The organism is Salinispora pacifica CNR114 (assembly GCF_000514775.1).
In the GTDB taxonomy this organism is placed as follows: Bacteria; Actinomycetota; Actinomycetes; order Mycobacteriales; family Micromonosporaceae; genus Micromonospora; species Micromonospora pacifica.
In genome coordinates this window covers 225,844-240,879 of sequence record NZ_AZWO01000004.1, presented here as the reverse complement: position 1 = coordinate 240,879, position 15,036 = coordinate 225,844, and the positions used below count along the sequence as shown (strand labels likewise).

At 69.5% G+C, this 15,036-nt stretch carries 14 protein-coding genes and 1 pseudogene; 6 read left to right on the top strand and 9 right to left on the bottom strand.

From position 1 onward, the window contains the following. Nucleotides 1-111: 111 nt before the first annotated feature. Nucleotides 112-663: a DUF5872 domain-containing protein gene (locus tag B118_RS0103315; RefSeq protein WP_018219326.1), complete on the bottom strand. Its 552-nt coding sequence runs from the start codon at nucleotides 661-663 to the stop codon at nucleotides 112-114. Between the two features lie 222 nt (nucleotides 664-885). Between B118_RS0103315 and B118_RS27855 the strand changes: the two are divergent. Beyond that, nucleotides 886-2,603, top strand: a pseudogene (locus B118_RS27855) (cellulase family glycosylhydrolase). A 42-nt stretch (nucleotides 2,604-2,645) separates the two neighbouring features. On the opposite strand, the gene B118_RS0103300 reads toward B118_RS27855, so the two are convergent. From B118_RS0103300 to B118_RS0103290, 3 genes are read right to left on the bottom strand one after another with little or no spacing between them, the layout of a single operon-like run. Then, nucleotides 2,646-3,311: a dihydrofolate reductase family protein gene (locus B118_RS0103300; RefSeq protein WP_028184971.1), complete on the bottom strand. Its 666-nt coding sequence runs from the start codon at nucleotides 3,309-3,311 to the stop codon at nucleotides 2,646-2,648. Next, nucleotides 3,311-3,808, bottom strand: coding sequence for an SRPBCC family protein (locus B118_RS0103295; protein WP_028184970.1), 498 nt, complete (start codon nucleotides 3,806-3,808; stop codon nucleotides 3,311-3,313). Before B118_RS0103295 ends, B118_RS0103300 begins: the two co-directional genes overlap by 1 nt. Next, on the bottom strand, nucleotides 3,805-4,149 hold the full coding sequence (locus tag B118_RS0103290; protein ID WP_018219330.1) for an ArsR/SmtB family transcription factor: 345 nt from the start codon (nucleotides 4,147-4,149) through the stop codon (nucleotides 3,805-3,807). Before B118_RS0103290 ends, B118_RS0103295 begins: the two co-directional genes overlap by 4 nt. Nucleotides 4,150-4,372: 223 nt before the next feature. On the opposite strand from B118_RS0103290, the gene B118_RS0103285 reads away from it, so the two are divergent. The 3 genes from B118_RS0103285 (at nucleotide 4,373) to B118_RS0103275 (ending at nucleotide 7,094) form a co-directional block, all read left to right on the top strand. Next, a complete protein-coding gene (locus tag B118_RS0103285) occupies nucleotides 4,373-4,804 on the top strand; it encodes a type II toxin-antitoxin system Rv0910 family toxin (RefSeq protein WP_018255534.1) in 432 nt (143 codons plus the stop codon). A 147-nt stretch (nucleotides 4,805-4,951) separates the two neighbouring features. Beyond that, on the top strand, nucleotides 4,952-5,971 hold the full coding sequence (locus B118_RS0103280; protein WP_018219332.1) for an acyl-CoA dehydrogenase family protein: 1,020 nt from the start codon (nucleotides 4,952-4,954) through the stop codon (nucleotides 5,969-5,971). Beyond that, nucleotides 5,952-7,094 (top strand): acyl-CoA dehydrogenase family protein, encoded by a 1,143-nt coding sequence (locus B118_RS0103275; protein WP_028184969.1) that lies wholly within the window; start codon nucleotides 5,952-5,954, stop codon nucleotides 7,092-7,094. Before B118_RS0103280 ends, B118_RS0103275 begins: the two co-directional genes overlap by 20 nt. Nucleotides 7,095-7,097: 3 nt before the next feature. Here B118_RS0103275 and B118_RS0103270 read toward each other — a convergent pair whose 3' ends face one another. Then, nucleotides 7,098-7,928 (bottom strand): MaoC/PaaZ C-terminal domain-containing protein, encoded by an 831-nt coding sequence (locus tag B118_RS0103270; RefSeq protein WP_018219334.1) that lies wholly within the window; start codon nucleotides 7,926-7,928, stop codon nucleotides 7,098-7,100. Further along, on the bottom strand, nucleotides 7,928-9,601 hold the full coding sequence (gene kstD / locus B118_RS0103265) for a 3-oxosteroid 1-dehydrogenase (RefSeq protein WP_028184967.1): 1,674 nt from the start codon (nucleotides 9,599-9,601) through the stop codon (nucleotides 7,928-7,930). The genes B118_RS0103270 and kstD overlap by 1 nt, the downstream gene beginning before the upstream one ends. A 109-nt stretch (nucleotides 9,602-9,710) precedes the next feature. Between kstD and B118_RS0103260 the strand changes: the two genes are divergently transcribed. Then, a complete protein-coding gene (locus B118_RS0103260) occupies nucleotides 9,711-11,303 on the top strand; it encodes an FAD-binding protein (RefSeq protein WP_027647366.1) in 1,593 nt (530 codons plus the stop codon). A 54-nt stretch (nucleotides 11,304-11,357) separates the two neighbouring features. Here B118_RS0103260 and B118_RS0103255 read toward each other — a convergent pair whose 3' ends face one another. Genes B118_RS0103255 through B118_RS0103245 form a run of 3 tightly spaced genes read right to left on the bottom strand, consistent with a single transcriptional unit; the run spans nucleotide 11,358 to nucleotide 13,737 of the window. Beyond that, nucleotides 11,358-12,344: a ferredoxin--NADP reductase gene (locus B118_RS0103255; RefSeq protein WP_028184966.1), complete on the bottom strand. Its 987-nt coding sequence runs from the start codon at nucleotides 12,342-12,344 to the stop codon at nucleotides 11,358-11,360. Further along, entirely contained in the window at nucleotides 12,344-12,607 is a 264-nt protein-coding gene (locus B118_RS0103250) for a hypothetical protein (RefSeq protein ID WP_018219338.1), read from the bottom strand. Before B118_RS0103250 ends, B118_RS0103255 begins: the two co-directional genes overlap by 1 nt. Then, on the bottom strand, nucleotides 12,604-13,737 hold the full coding sequence (locus tag B118_RS0103245; protein WP_018219339.1) for a 3-ketosteroid-9-alpha-monooxygenase, oxygenase component: 1,134 nt from the start codon (nucleotides 13,735-13,737) through the stop codon (nucleotides 12,604-12,606). The genes B118_RS0103250 and B118_RS0103245 overlap by 4 nt, the downstream gene beginning before the upstream one ends. A gap of 123 nt (nucleotides 13,738-13,860) precedes the next feature. Between B118_RS0103245 and hsaA the strand changes: the two genes are divergently transcribed. Further along, the gene (gene hsaA / locus B118_RS0103240) at nucleotides 13,861-15,033 is read left to right on the top strand and encodes a 3-hydroxy-9,10-secoandrosta-1,3,5(10)-triene-9,17-dione monooxygenase oxygenase subunit (protein ID WP_018219340.1); all 1,173 of its coding nucleotides are present in this window, start codon (nucleotides 13,861-13,863) and stop codon (nucleotides 15,031-15,033) included. The last annotated feature ends 3 nt before the right edge of the window (nucleotides 15,034-15,036 follow it).

Here is a 15,036-nt window from a genome sequence, read left to right as displayed (position 1 = left end):
GCAGCCGGGCCCACCCTCGGACTACCTCCGCGGGTGGGCCCTGGTGGTGGGCACGGCCGCCGTAGGCGGTGGTGTCTCGCCGCGCCGGCCTGGCCACCTGCGGTGGGCGCCCTACCGGCGCGCGAGTTCCGCCTCGATTCGGCGGACCAGTGTCTTTCGGCTCTTGCCGGCGCGTTCGCGCCGTAGCGCCGACCGGAGTTGGCGGGTGTCGAGCCCGGTCAGCCGTTTCGCCGCGTCGGGGACCCGCAGGTCGAGTAGCCGGTCGACCGACGTGGTGTCGCGGCGGGTGCGGCTGGCCGGGCCGGTGTTGGCCACGTACTGCCGGCCGCTCCTCGACGCCTTACGTTTCTTGGTGTCGGTGGCGCGGCGTTCCTTTTCGGGGAGTTCCTTCCACACGCGTTCGGGCAGGTAGCGCTTTGTCTCGCCGTCCTGCCGCGCCCGGGTGCCGCCCTCTCGGGTTTGCCACTTCTCGCGGCCCCACTGTCGCAGGGATCGCTGCCGTTCGTCTCGTGGCCCCTGGTAGCCTCCGCCCTGCTTCTCGTACTCCTTGACCAGCAGTTGCGATTTTCGGGCCGACCACTGTCCGGGCCGGGCGCCCTTGTCGGATGCCTTGATCTCGTCTTTGAGTCTTCTTCGTAGCTTCGGATCGGTGTACCGCGCCATGCCCTCGGCTACCCGGTGTCGGCACACCCTACGCCCCGCATCCCAGGTCGAGCGATGGGCCGGATGCGCCTTGATCCGTTTAGCAGTGATTACGGAAAGTTTCCCTTCCGTTGCGTCGACAGCCAGCTTAATCTATGTGTGGAAGCGCTCCCAGTCGTTGACCACCACCACCACTACTAGGAGCTTCCCGTGTCTGTGAAATCACGATTGCCGGCTGCCGCGGTGGCGGCCTGCGTAGCTCTCGGGCTGGCGGCCGTCGCCCCGGCCGCGTTCGCCACCACCGCACCCCAGCCGGAGGCGCAGGTTGTCTCGGCCCCGGCGGCCGACTGGCTGCACACCGACGGCAACAAGATCGTGGACGAGGCGGGCAACCAGGTGTGGTTGACCGGCGCGAACTGGTTTGGCTACAACGCCACCGAACGGGTCTTCCATGGGCTCTGGGCCGGCAACATCGAGACCATCACGCGGCAGCTGGCCGAGCGCGGAATCAACATCGTACGGGTGCCGATCTCCACGGAGTTGCTGCTGGAGTGGAAGGCCGGCCAGACGGTGTTGCCGAACGTGAACCTGTCGGTCAACCCGGAGCTGGCGGGCCTGGACAACCTGCAGATTTTCGACCACTGGCTGGCCCTCTGCGAGAAGTACGGGCTGTAGGTCATGCTCGATGTGCACAGTGCGGAGGCAGACAACTCCGGCCACTTCTATCCAATGTGGTACAAAGGAAAGATCACCCCGGAGCTGTTCTACCAGGGCTGGGAGTGGGTCGCCGCTCGGTACCAGCACAACGACACCATCGTCGCGATGGACATCCAGAACGAGCCGCACGGTACCCCGAACAACCCGCCCCGGGCCAAGTGGGACAGCACCAGCGACATCGACAACTTCAAACACACCTGCGAGACGGCGGGCAATCGGATCCTCGCCATCAACCCGAACGTGTTGATTCTCTGCGAGGGCATCGAGGTCTACCCGCGCCCGGGGGAGAGCTGGGAATCACCCAACACCGACCCGGACCAGAGCCCCAACTACCACTACAACTGGTGGGGTGGCAACCTGCGGGGGGCGAAGGACCACCCGATCAATCTGGGTGACCACCAGGACCAGTTAGTCTATTCGCCGCACGACTACGGGCCGTTGGTGCACGAGCAGCCGTGGTTCCAGAAGGACTTCGACAAGACCACGTTGACCAACGACGTGTGGCGACCAAACTGGCTCTACCTCCACGAGGACGGCACCGCGCCGCTGCTGGTCGGCGAGTGGGGTGGCCGGTACGCCTCGGTGGCGGGGCCTCCACCACCGGCATCAGCCTCACCGAGCGCTACACCGGCGGCGGTGGCGACACTGTCGCGCCGACCGCACCGGGGCGTCCCGTGGCCAGTGATCTGACCTCCACCACGGTCACCCTGACCTGGGACGCGTCCACCGATAACGTCGGGGTCGTCGGCTACGAGGTACGACGTGCGACCAACGGCGGCCCACCGAGCACAGTCGCCACCGTCGCCGGCACCACCTACCAGGTGACCGACCTCGCGGCCGAGACCGAATACACCTTCACGGTGCGGGCCAGGGACGCGGCGGGAAATGTCTCCGCCGCCTCCTCGGCCCGCACCGTCACCACCCCACCCGGCGGTGGTGGCGGCAGCGGCTGCACCGCCACGTACCAGCTGATCAATACGTGGTCGGGAGGCTTCCAGGGTGAGGTCACCGTGGAAAACACCGGTACCGTAGCCATCGCCGGCTGGCAGGTCGCCTGGACCGACCCGGGCGGGACCGCGATCACCTCGCTGTGGATCGGCAGGTGGACGTTCACCGGTGGCGAGAATGTGGTGCTGCACGAGGCGTACAACGGTCAGCTCGCGGCCGGGAGTAGCACCACGTTTGGCTTCACCGGCACCGGTCCGGGCACCGCGCCGGCCGGGCAGACCTGCTCTGCCCGCTGATCTAGGTGGATCTGGTCCCGCCAGAAGGGAGGACCTGCGCGGCTAGCGTGGGTGCACCGTGTAGGTCAGGTGGGTCACCCGGGCCGACGACTTCGAATGGAGTGGCTTCAGCGCGATCCGGGACGCGTCCACGCCCTCGAAGAGGCGGGTGCCGGCACCAAAGAGCACCGGTGCGACCGAGATCGACAATTCGTCGACCAGGCCCGCGTTGAGGTACGCCAGGACCGTCTCGCTGCCGCCGGAGATGCGGATGTCCCGCTCTCCGGCGGCTTCGCGGGCCTGATCCAGCGCGTGGTGAATGCCGTCGTTGACGAAGTAGAACGTGGTCCCGCCGGGCCGTTCCCAGGGGGAGCGCCGCTCGTGGGTGAGGACGTACACGGGGACGTGGAAGGGCGCCTCCTCCGGCCACGCGTGCTCGCCGAGGTCGAACATGCGCTTGCCCATGATGTTTGCCCCGGTACGTTCGAACGTCTCCCGGACGATGTCGTTGTCACTCCCCTCCTCGCCGCCTTCCCCCAGGTGGAGCCGTTCCTGGAAGAACCGCTGCGCGAAGAGCCACCCCTGAAGCTCCATCCACTGGGCCATCCAGTGGTCGAGCCGCGGGTCCTGCTCTCGCTGTTCGGGCGTGGCAAGGAGGCCTTCCATCGACTCGGGCGCGCTGAAGCCGTCGAGCGACATGCCGATGCTGACAAACACCTTCCCCGGCATCAGCGGGCCCCCTTCCGGGCGACCTCGGCGACGTAGGCGGCCAGCTTGCCCAGCGTCTGCTCGCCGCGCTCGATCGCGTGGTACTCCAGCACAACCCGGTCTCGCTGCTGTCGGGTGGGGAAGATGCTGCGCATGACGATCCGGGTGGTGGCGCCGTGTGGCGTGAAGTCCAGGATTGATTCGAAGGTGTCCGGGTCGTTCCGGTACGCCCCGTGCAGCAGCGTGATCCGCTTCGGTGGGACGATCTCGGTCCACATGATCCACTGGGGGTAGTCGGTTCCGTCTGGTCCGTGCATCACGAAGTCCCAGACTCCGCCTTCGTGGAACTCGAAGGCGTACGTGGTGGTGGTGAACCCGGCCGGGCCCCACCATCGGGACAGGTGCTCAACCGCGGTGAACGCCTCAAATACCAGTTCCTGCCGGGCGTCGATGAGCCGGGAGACGACAATCTCCCGGTCCGTCGTCGCCGGCTGCGCGTCTTGCCTGGTTCCTGTCACTGGCTGTTCCTCCTGTCGTGTTTGAGGTCTTGGACGTAGCTGTCCAGTCGGTCGAAACTCTCGTTCCAGAACTGTTCGAATCCGCCGATCCACTCGTGGACCGGCCGCAGCCCACCCGCGTCCAGGCTGTAGCGGCGCTGCTTGCCCACCCCGCGGACCCGCACCAACCCCACCTCCCGGAGTACCCGCAGATGCTTGGAGGCCTGCGGCTGGCTCATCCCCAGTTCCTGGGCCAGGTCGGTCACTGGCCATTCACCGGCCCGCAGTAGCCCGAGGATGTCTCGACGCTGCGGCTCCGCGATCGCGTTGAACGCGTCCGATGTCGTTGCTGCTCGCGCCATGACGCCATCATATTCCCATAACGGCATGCGTCAAGTTGGCGGGGAGGGTGTCCTGGCCGGGCGGCTCCCAGCGGACGCCGGCCGGGGGCGGTGACGGCGGCCGGGTGAACCTGGTGGCGGTGGACCCGGTGCTCTCGGGCTGGAGTGCCGCCATGATCAAAGCTGGTGGAAACAATGCCCCTGTTATAACCTGTTCTAGATTCATCTCGAAGAGGAGGTCACGATGGCTACAGTGACGGTCGAGGCCGACGCGAAGGCGGATCCGACGCAGGTCTGGAAGCTCGTGGTGGCCCTGCCGAGGGTTGGCGAGTGGAACACGATGCACGAGGGTTTCGCCGGCGAGGTGCCGGAAACCCTCGGCGAGGGGACCACGTATCAGCAGCGGGTGAAGCTGATGGGCATGCCGGCCGAGATGGCCTGGCGGGTGACGAAGGCGGAGGCGCCGGGGCGCCTCGAGCAGGCGGGCGACGGCCCGATGGGCGTCAAGGCGAAGATGGTGATCGCAGTCGAGTCGAGCGGCGGGGGCTCGCACATCACCTACGGGATGGAGTTTGCCGGCCCGGCCTTGAAAGGTGCGATGGACGGCATGCTGCAGAAGCAGGCCACCACGGCGTGTCAGCAGGCGTTGGCGAAGCTCGTCGCGCTGCTGGACTGAGGTCATTTCCCGGGGCGGCCACACCGTCGCTTCCGTGAGTTCTGTGGTGCGGGATCGCGGTGTGGCTCGTCTTGGTATTCGGGTCCTGCCCCTGGTGGGCAACAAAGGCAGGTGTCGACTCGAAGTGAAACGTGTTCTAATAGGAAAATGGGACCGAACTTCGAGCTCGACGATTCCCAGCAGTCGATCGTTCGTCTCGCTGACGAGGTGCTGAGCGACAGCGAGGGTACGCCGGAGCGCCTGTGGAAGGCCCTCGGTCAGTCCGGCCTGCTCGGCCTCGCTGTGCCGGAGCGGTTGGGCGGCGCTGGACTGGGCGCGATGGCAACTGGCGTGCTGCTCACCGAGATCGGGCGGCGCGCCGCCCGGGTTCCCGCCTGGTCCACGCTCTCGCTCGGTGTCCTCCCGGTGGCCCGGGCGGGCAGTCCCGAGCAGCAACGCGAGCTGCTGTCGGGCGTGCTCGAGGGGCGGGTTCTGACGGCTGCCCTGGGGGCGCCGCTGCCGGTCACCGACGGCTGGCGGATCACCGGTGCCTGCGGTCCGGTTCCGGACGCTGAGGCGGCCTACCGGGTTCTGGTTCCGGTGCGAGTGCGCGGGGGCGGGCCGACGGTCGCCCTGATCGATCCAACCGCGCCGGGGGTGACGCTGCTGCGCACCCCGACCTCGGCCGGGGCCGACGAGTTCACGTTGCGGCTCGAGGGGGCCGCTGCGGAGCCCCTCGGTGACGCCGAGATCGAGCTGCGCCGGTTCGCGGTCGCCGGAGCCTGTGCGCTGGGCGACGGCGCGCTGGCCGGTGCCTTACAGCTGACCGCCGACCACGTGCGAGACCGGCAGCAGTTCGACCGTCCGCTCGCCACCTTCCAGGCGGTCGCCCAGCAGATCGCCGATGTGTACGTCGCCGCTCGCACCATGCATCTGGCGGCGCTCGCCGCAAGTTGGGGTGCCGAGGTGGGCCAGGACGCCGACGGGTGGACCGCAGCGTACTGGCTGAGCAGCATCGCCCAGCCGGCGCTGCGTACCTGCCACCACCTGCACGGGGGGCTGGGGCTGGTCGCCGACTACCCGCTACACCGCCACACCGCCCTGGTCCGGGACCTGGTCCGGCACCTTGGCGGCACCGAGTACTGCCTGCACCAACTGGGAGCCCATGGTGTACATCGATTTGACTGAGGAGCAGCACGCGCTGCGGGCGCGGCTGCGCACGTACCTCGCCGAGGTGCTGCCACCAGCGGAGCGCGCCATTCTGCTGCGCGAGCGGCACGGCGTGGTCTACCGCGAACTGATCCGTCGACTCGGCCGGGACGGCTGGCTGGGCCTGGGTTTCCCGACCCGGTTCGGCGGCGGGGGGCTCGGCCCGGTGGAGCAGCAGATCTTCGTCAACGAAGCAGCCCGTGCCGACGTTCCGCTGCCCGCGGTCACCCTGCAGACCGTGGCGCCGACGCTGCTCGCCCACGGCTCGCCCGAGCAGCAGGAGTTCTTCCTGCCCCGCATCCTGGCCGGGGAGCTGCACTTCGCGATCGGCTACACCGAGCCCGAGGCCGGCACCGACCTCGCCGCGCTGCGGACCCGGGCGGTACGCGACGGGGACGCCTACGTGGTAGACGGTCAGAAGACTTTCACCACCGGGGCGCACGCGGCGGACTACCTCTGGCTCGCCTGTCGCACCGACCCGGGCGCGCCCCGGCACCACGGCCTCTCCATCCTCATCGTGGATACGAAAGATCCCGGCTATTCGTGGACGCCGATTATCACGTGCGATGGGGCGCACCACGTCAACACGGTCTATCTGACTGGGGTGCGAGTGCCGGTGGCCCGGCGCGTGGGTGCCGAGAACGACGGCTGGCGACTGCTGACCACGCAGCTCAATCACGAGCGGGTGATGCTGGGCCCGGCCGGCCGGCTCGGTGCCGTCGGCGAACGGGTACACGACTGGGCGTACTCGAGGAGCCTGCTCGAAGCCCCGGATGTGCGACGCGTCCTCGCTCGCGTCGCCGCCTGCCAGCGGATCAACGAACTGCTCAACTGGTCGGCGACCGGGGACGAACCCAATGCGGCGGACGCCTCGGTCACCAAGGTCTTCTCGTCGGAGTGGCTGCTGCGGCTCAGCCAGGAGCTGGAGGAGGTCGTGTGGCGCCGCGGCGACCCCGCCGACCCGGCGACGGCAGAGCTGTTGACCTGGCTTGACGTCCAGGTCAAGCGGAACCTCGTGCTGACCTTCGGCGGTGGGGTCAACGAGATCCAGCGGGAACTGATCGCGTCTGCCGGGCTCGGGTTGCCTCGCGTGCCGCGCTAGCCCTCAGCGGAGGGTGAGGCTCACGTCGGAGAGGGCCGGGGCGTCGTCCCGGTCGGCAACCGAGGCGCGCAGCACCAGCTGACCGTCTTCCCGCCACATCTCGGTGCGCAGGGTTTCGCCAGGGAAGACGACTCCCGCGAAGCGGGCCTGGTAGCCGGCCACCCGTTCCGGATCGCCGTCGAGCAGGGCGTCGACCGCCGCCTTCGCCACGATTCCGTATGTGCAGAGCCCGTGCAGAATCGGCCGGGGGAACCCGGCGTGGGCGGCGAAGGTCGGGTCGACGTGCAGCGGGTTGCGATCGCCGCAGAGCCGGTACCAGAGGGCCTGCCGCGCATCGGTGGGGGAGAGCACCACCGCGTCCGGTGCCCGGTCGGGCACCGGCACCCGGGTGGTCGGCCCCCGCTCTCCGCCGAAACCGCCCGCACCCTTGACGAAGATGCTGATCCGACTGGTGAACAGCTCGGTGCTGGTCTCGGTGACGATGACCGCCGCGCTGCCCTTGTCATACACGGCGACGATCCGGGAGCGAGCCGCACAGCTGCCCTTCGCCGGGATCGGCTGGTGGAGTTCGAGCTCCTGCCGGCCGTGGACGACCTGGGCCAGATCAATGTCGATACCGGGCATGGTCAGCGTGGGCGGCTCGGTGTCCCGCAGGGTGGTGGCCACCGTGGCGAAGGTGGGCAGGACGCCACGCAGCGCGCCCTCGTAGACGTAGGACAGCTCGTCGGGGCCAGCTCCGACGGCCAGGTGGTACAGCAGTACGTCGGTGCTGTCCCAGCTCAGGTCCCGGCCGGGAAGTTCGGCGCCGACGGCGACGGCGGGGTCGATGGGCATCAGTCCTCCTGGAGGGGGGTGGGGGTGGCGGCCGTCGTGGCCAGGTCGAGTGCGGCCAGGTAGCCGAAGACGAGCGCCGGGCCGAGGGTCGCACCGGCGCCGGCGTAGCTGCGCCCCATCACCGAGGCGCTGACGTTGCCCGCCGCGTACAGCGCGGGTACGACCGTGCCGTCCGGGCGCAGCACCCGGGCCCGTTCATCGGTCCGCAGGCCGCCCTTGGTGCCCAGGTCACCGGGGACCATGCGGAACGCGTAGAACGGGGGCCGGGCCACGGTGCCCAGGCACGGGTTGGGCCGATGCCGCGGGTCGCCGTAGTAGCGGTCGTAGGCTGAGTCCCCGCGGTGGAAGTCGTCGTCCCGACCGCGCTGCGCGAACTCGTTGAACCGGCGCACGGTGCCGGTCAACGCGGCCGTGGGCACTCCGATCTGGTTGGCCAGGTCGTCCAGGGTGTCGGCGCGGTGCGCTGCCCCCGAGGTGAACCAGCGCCGTGGTAGCGCGGAGCGTGGGGCCCGGCCGCCGAACAGGTAGCGGTCCCGGTAGGTTTGGTCGGCCACCAGCCACGCCGGTTGGTCGACCCCCGGGCTGCGCATGGCGTGCACCGCGTCCACGTAGGGGGCCGCCTCGTTGACGAAGCGCCGGCCGTTGGCATCAACCATGAGGCAGCCGGGCTGGTTGCGCTCGGCGAGGCAGAAGTAGGGCCCGCCGGGGAGCGGAATCGACGGCCCCCACCAGGCCTCGTCCATCAGGTCGAGGGCGGCACCGAGCCGTTTGCCCGCCTCGATGCCGTCTCCCGTGTTGGTGACCGCGCCAGTGGTCCACTCCGTGCCGATCCCCGCCTGGTGCTCCTGGCGCATCGACTGGTTGTGCTCAAACCCGCCGCTGGCCAGCAGTACACCTCGTCGGGCGTGGAACAGCATCGGGGCGCCGGTCTGCTGGGCGGTAACCCCGGTGACCCGGCCCCGTTCGATGAGCAGGTCGGTCATCGGCGTGTTGAGCCGGACCGGGACGCCGGCGTTGCGCAGGCCGGCGCGGAGCCCGGCGGCGAGCGCCTGGCCCATGGTGAGTAGCTGCCGGCGCCGGATCCGGGCGCCCAGGCCGCGGGCGGCGAGCCGGGCCACGGTGCGGATCGCCCGCGGATGTCGGAGGCCCAGCGACAGCCACCGGTAGTCGACCTGGGTGACCGCCACCCCCTCCGGCGCTGCCTTGTAGGGCGCGGCCAAGGTCGCGAGGTCAGCTCGGACCAACCGGGTGTCGAGCAGGAGTGGCTCGATGCTGCGCCCGCCCGGAAGCCCACCGGGAGCTTCGGGGTAGTAGTCCGGATAGCCGGGCACCCAGGCGAAGTCGAGTGGGGTGTGGTCGCGGACGAAGGCGACCACCTCCGGTGCGGTGGCGAGGAACGCGTTCTGCCGGGCCGGGGTGGCGTCGGCGCCGGCGACGTACGCCAGGTAGGTGCGCGCGTCTTCGGGCCGGTCGGCGACCCCAGCCCGGGCGAGCACCTCGTTGCCGGGAAGCCAGAGCCCGCCGCCGGAGCGGGCGGTGGAACCGCCGTATGTCTCGGCCTTTTCCAGCACGACCGCGCTCAACCCCCGGTGCGCCGCGGTGAGTGCCGCGACCATGCCGGCACCGCCGCTGCCGACGACGACCACATCGAACTCTCGTTCCGATATCGACACGAGAACAGGTTATAGTTTTATCCGGCTCGCCACCACCGATCGGCGACGGTGTCCGCCTCGTGGTCGGCGCAGCCGACCACGTTGATCTGCGGAACACCACGGAGGCGCGGTGACCGAGGAGTGGGACCAGACGGCCGACGTCGTGGTGGTCGGCTTCGGCGCGGCCGGGGCCTGCGCCGCGGTCGAGGCGGCCGACGCGGGAGCGCACGTCCTGGTGCTCGACCGCTTCTCCGGCGGCGGCACCACCGCGATGTCCGGTGGGGTGATCTATGCCGGCGGCGGCACCCAGCAGCAGCGTGCGGCCGGGGTCACCGACACCCCCCAGGCGATGCTGGACTACCTGCGCGAGGAGGTCGGCGACACCGTCTCTCCCGCGACCCTGCGCCGGTTCTGCGAGCAGAGCGCCGACGCGATCGACTGGTTGGCCGGCCTCGGCGTACCCTTCGAGGCGAGTCTCTGTCCATACAAGACCTCATATCCAACCGATCGCCACTACCTGTACTACTCCGGGAGTGAGCCGTCCTTCGCTCACCGGGCACCACCTGCCCCACGCGGCCACCGGGTGCACGCCCGCGGCACCTCCGGTCGGTTGTTCGCGGCCCGGCTCGCCGCTGCCACCCGCGACCGGGGCGTCGAGCTGCGCGCGCAGACCCGGGCCGAGCGGCTCGTCACCGGCCCCGACGGCCGCATCACCGGAGTCGAGTGCCGGACCCTGCACGGTGCCGCCCGCTGGGTTCGGCTCGCCCACCGTCTCCTGCACCGTTGCTCGGTTCGGCCCGGTGTCTACCTGCCGGCCCTGGGGCGCGCGCTGCACCGGCCAGTCGCCTGGCTGGAGCGGCGGTACGGCCGTCGGCTGCGGGTCCGGGCGGCCGGCGGTGTCGTGCTCTGCGCCGGCGGTTTCGTCTTCGACCGCGAACTGCTTCGTACCCACGCGCCGGAGTACCGCGGTGGGCTGCGGCTGGGCACGCCCGGTGACGACGGCTCCGGGATCCGGCTCGGCGTGGCGGCTGGCGCAGCCACCGACCACCTTGACCGGATGAGCATCTGGCGATTCCTGGCCCCGCCCGCGGCGATGCTCGGCGGCCTGCTCGTCGACCGGGATGGCCGACGGCTCTGCGACGAGTCCCGCTACGGCGCGGCCGTCGGCGAGGCGATCCTGCGCGCGCCGGGCGCGCGGGCCTGGCTGCTGCTCGACGGCGCGTTGCGCGCTGAGTGCCGCCGGCAGCTGCGGGCCCAGACGCTGTGGTTCCAGCGCTTGCAGGCCCGGTGGCTGCTGACCTTTGGCCAGGTCACCGGGGCGACACCAGCGGCGGTCGCCCGCCGCGCCGGAGTGAATCCCGAGCAGCTGGTCGAGACCCTGACGGCCTATCAGGCGGCTGGCCCCGACCCGGCCGGCAAGCCCGTCGACCAGGTTCGGCCCCTGGCCGTCCCGCCGTACTCGCTGGTCGATGTCTCGGTGCGGGCCCGGCTCTTCGCGCCCGCACCCATGCTCACCCTCGGTGGCCTCCGGGTGGACGAGGAGAGCGGGCAGGCCCTGGGTACCGACGGCGCGGGTGTACCCGGCCTGTACGCCGCCGGCCGTACCGCGGTGGGCATCTGCTCCCGTAACTACGTCAGTGGGCTGTCGTTGGCCGACTGTGTCTTCTCGGGCCGTCGGGCGGGCCGAAGCGCGGCGATCCGAGGCCAGGAGCGCGGCGACTGACGGCCGGGTCACGCCAACCGCCGCTCGGGACCGGGGCGGCGATTGGTGGACTGGTCAGTAGTAGGTGACCGACACCTCGTCGCTCCGGGCGAGGGCCTGGCAGGCGAGGATGTAGCCGTCGGCGAAGTCTTCCTCCTCCAGGATCTCGTTGTGCGCGAGGTCGACCTGACCGTCCAGCAGTCGGCAGGCGCAGGCGCCGCACTGGCCCTGGCGGCAGGAGAACGGTGCGTTCAGCCCGGCTGCGATCAGCACGTCCAGCAGGCGGACGCCGGCCGGCCAGGGCAGTCGGTGGGTCTGGCCGTCGAGTTCCACTTCGAGGGTGGCGTCGCGGTCGTCAGCCGTGCGCCGCTCGACCTCGAAGCGTTCGACCTGGATGCGGTCAGCCGGCACGGCAGCGCGCCGTAGCGTGTCCTGGGCTACCACGACGAAGGGCGCCGGACCGCAGACGTAGGTCTCCCACCCGGCATAAGGGCTGATCAGGTTTGCCAGCGTGGCGGGATCTGGGGTGCCGCGTTCGCTGTCCAGCCAGTGGGTCACGCTCAGCCGGTCGCCGTGTAGCTCGCTCAGCGCGGCCAGTTCGGTGGCGAAGATGATCGAGTGCTGGTCGCGGTTCGCGTACAGCAGGGCAAGCCGGCCGCGACCGGCCGCGAGTACGGACTTGATGATGGACATCACCGGGGTGATGCCGCTGCCGCCGGCGAGCAGGAGTAGGTCGCCGTCGAGCGAGTCGGGGGTGAACGAGCCGGCCGGTGGCATGAGCTCCAGGCTGGCTCCGGCACGGATGTCGTCGCAGATCCAGTTCGACGCCGGCCCGCCGGGTACCCGTTTGACGGTGATCTTCAGGTCCGTCTCGGTGTACGGAGCGCTGGACAACGAGTAGCAGCGGGCCACGATCCCCCGGCCGTGCGGCACGCGGACGGTGAGGTACTGGCCGGGGCGGTAGGCGAATTCGGTGGTCAGCTCGGGTGGCACGCGCAGGACCAGGGAGTGCGCATCGGGCGTCTCCTCGATCACGTCGATGACGCGCAGCCGGTGGTACATCACGCCACCCCCAGGCTTCCGGTACGCACCGCGTGCTGAATGCTCGTGCGCAGGTCGGGGCAGGTGGGCACCGGTGCGTGCCGCTGTTCGCCGCTGGTGAGCGCGGGGCATCGGCGGGTGGCCTTGGTGCTCCATTGCACGCTGGTCTGCTGCGGGCTCGACTTGCGTACCCGGACCTGGGCGGCGCAGCGGGCGCAGGACAGCTCCACATAGCCGCCGATCAGATACTCCTGCCGCTCGGTGGGCGGGTCGGTGCGGTTCATGACGCGGAGTCGGCTTGTCGATCGAGGTTGGCCGCCACCTCGGCGGTCCAGGTTTCGACAGCCCTGCTGGTGTCGACCTCGAACTCGTAGCGGGCCACCATGTCTTCGGTGACCTCCTCAACGTCCACGTAGAACTGCTCGTACCAGCGGCGGAGTTGGTACACCGGGCCGTCCTCGGCGCAGAGGAGCGGGTTGTCGACCCGGCTCTTGTGCTTCCAGATCTCCACGTCCTGCTGGAAGCCGACCCCGATCCCGGCCGCGAACTTCGCCGCCGCCTTGTCGGCCTGCGCGGCGGTGAGGCCGGGTAGTTGTTTGACGATGATGCCCCACTGCAGCATGAACGAGTTGGCCGAGATGGGGTAGTGGCAGTTGATCAGTACGGACTCCATCTCGATGCCGTGGTAGTCGTTGAAGAGGTAGTCGATCATGTAGGAGGGGCCGTAGTAGGCGGCTTCCGAGCGGAGCGTCGCCTCCCCGGACTGTCGGGTGGCGGTCGGTACGTCCGGCCGGGGCCGGGTCTGCAGGTACTGCGCGGCTACCTGGCCCTCGAACACGTTCTTGAAAAACGTCGGGAACGCGAAGTGGATGTAGAAGAAGTGCGCCATGTCGACAACATTGTCGATGACCTCGCGGCAGTTGGCGCCATCGATCCGGATGGAGTCCCAGGTCCAGCTGGTCCACTCGGGAGAGAATGCGGCGTCGATGTGTGGGATCGCCGCGGACGGCGATGGCGGAGCACCCTGTGGGTCGTTCCAGATGAACAGTTGGCGGTTCTCCTCACAGGTGGGCCAGGAGCGGGTACGGGCGCGGGGCGGAACGCGATGGGCGTACGGCACCGCGGTGCAGCGACCGTCCCCGCGCCAGCGCCAGTCGTGGAACGGGCAGGCTATCTCGTCGCCCTTGATGGTGCCCATCGTCAGATCGCCGCCCATGTGGCGGCAGTACCCGTCGAGCACGTGCAGGGTGCCGGTCGAGTCGGCGAAAACCACGAGTTTGGTGCCGAACGCCTCGACGGCGTGCGGTTTGCCGTCGCGGAACGAGTCGGCCAGGCCCAGGCAGTGCCAGCCGCGGGCAAATCTGGTGGGCAGAACCCCGCTGTCGATCGTGCGTACTGCCTCGACATTGGTCATGTCGCTCCTCAGTTGTGATGGAACGTGTTAAAGGTCCCGCTGGTCGCGTAGTAGCCGTGAAGTAGAACGTGTTCTATTATAGGGATCGTCACGTTCCTCAGCCAAGCCACCGGAGGGGATCTCATGGAGGGCGCCGAACTGGTCGCACGGGGGGTGCGGGAGCTGTTACCCGTCCTGCGGGAGGCGGCCCAGGAGACAGAGGATCGCCGGACACTCTCCGCCGAGCACCTCAAATCACTGGCCTCCACCGGCTTCTTCCGGCTGCTGCAGCCGGTCTGGTGTGGCGGACTTGAGGCCGACCCGACGGTCTTCTTCAGCTGCGTCCGCGACATCGCCGGCGCCTGCGGATCGACCGGCTGGGTCGCATCGGTGATCGGGGTGCACAACTGGCAGCTGGCCCTCTTCCCCGAACGGGCCCAGCAGGACGTCTGGGGCGCTGACCCCAGCACCCTGATGTCCTCCTCCTACGCCCCCACCGGCAAGATCCAAGAAGTCGACGGGGGATACCGGGTGAGTGGACGGTGGAGCTTCTCGTCCGGATGCGACCACGCCACCTGGGTCCTGCTCGGTGGCATCGTGCCCGGCCAGGACGACAGCCCCGCCGACTTCCGCACGTTCCTGCTCCCCGCGGCCGACTACACGATCGAGGATGTCTGGCACACGATCGGGCTGCGGGGCACCGGTAGTAACGACATCGTCGTCTCCGACGCGTTCGTCCCGGCGTATCGATCGCTCAGCTTCGGCGACACGGCTCGGTGCGTCTGCCCCGGTCAGGAGCGCAACCCCGGGCCGCTCTACCGGATCCCGTACGGCTCGATCTTCCCGTACACGATCACCGCCCCGATCATCGGGATGGCGACCGGGATGTACGAGGCGCACGTGCGCCACATGCGGGAGCGGGTCCGCGCCGCCTACGCCGGGGTTCGGGCCGCCGAGGACCCGTACTCGCAGGTGCGGGTCGCCCGGGCGGCTGCCGACGTGGACGCGGCCTGGCTCACCCTCACCGCCGACATGGGCGAGCTGATGGGACTGGTCACGGCGGGGGAGAAGCTGCCGATGCGGCTGCGCCTGCGGGCGCGTCGCAACCAGGTCCGGGGTACGGAACTGGCGATCCAGGCCGCGGACCGGCTCTTCGAGAACTCCGGTGGTCGGGCGATCTACACGAGCCACCCGATCCAGCGCTTCTGGCGCGACGCACACGCCGGCCGGGTACACGCCATCAACGATCCCGAACGTGCCCTGTCCATGTACGGCAGCGGCGAGTTCGGCCTGTCCATCGCGGATGCGATGGTGTGAGGA

Bases quoted from the DNA above. Each gene is read 5' to 3' on its own strand.
- B118_RS0103315 (WP_018219326.1), bottom strand. From the start codon at position 663: ATGGCGCGGTACACCGATCCGAAGCTACGAAGAAGACTCAAAGACGAG.
- B118_RS0103300 (WP_028184971.1), bottom strand. From the start codon at position 3,311: ATGCCGGGGAAGGTGTTTGTCAGCATCGGCATGTCGCTCGACGGCTTC.
- B118_RS0103290 (WP_018219330.1), bottom strand. From the start codon at position 4,149: ATGGCGCGAGCAGCAACGACATCGGACGCGTTCAACGCGATCGCGGAG.
- B118_RS0103285 (WP_018255534.1), top strand. From the start codon at position 4,373: ATGGCTACAGTGACGGTCGAGGCCGACGCGAAGGCGGATCCGACGCAG.
- B118_RS0103280 (WP_018219332.1), top strand. From the start codon at position 4,952: ATGGGACCGAACTTCGAGCTCGACGATTCCCAGCAGTCGATCGTTCGT.
- B118_RS0103270 (WP_018219334.1), bottom strand. From the start codon at position 7,928: ATGCCCATCGACCCCGCCGTCGCCGTCGGCGCCGAACTTCCCGGCCGG.
- B118_RS0103255 (WP_028184966.1), bottom strand. From the start codon at position 12,344: ATGTACCACCGGCTGCGCGTCATCGACGTGATCGAGGAGACGCCCGAT.
- B118_RS0103250 (WP_018219338.1), bottom strand. From the start codon at position 12,607: ATGAACCGCACCGACCCGCCCACCGAGCGGCAGGAGTATCTGATCGGC.
- B118_RS0103245 (WP_018219339.1), bottom strand. From the start codon at position 13,737: ATGACCAATGTCGAGGCAGTACGCACGATCGACAGCGGGGTTCTGCCC.
- hsaA (WP_018219340.1), top strand. From the start codon at position 13,861: ATGGAGGGCGCCGAACTGGTCGCACGGGGGGTGCGGGAGCTGTTACCC.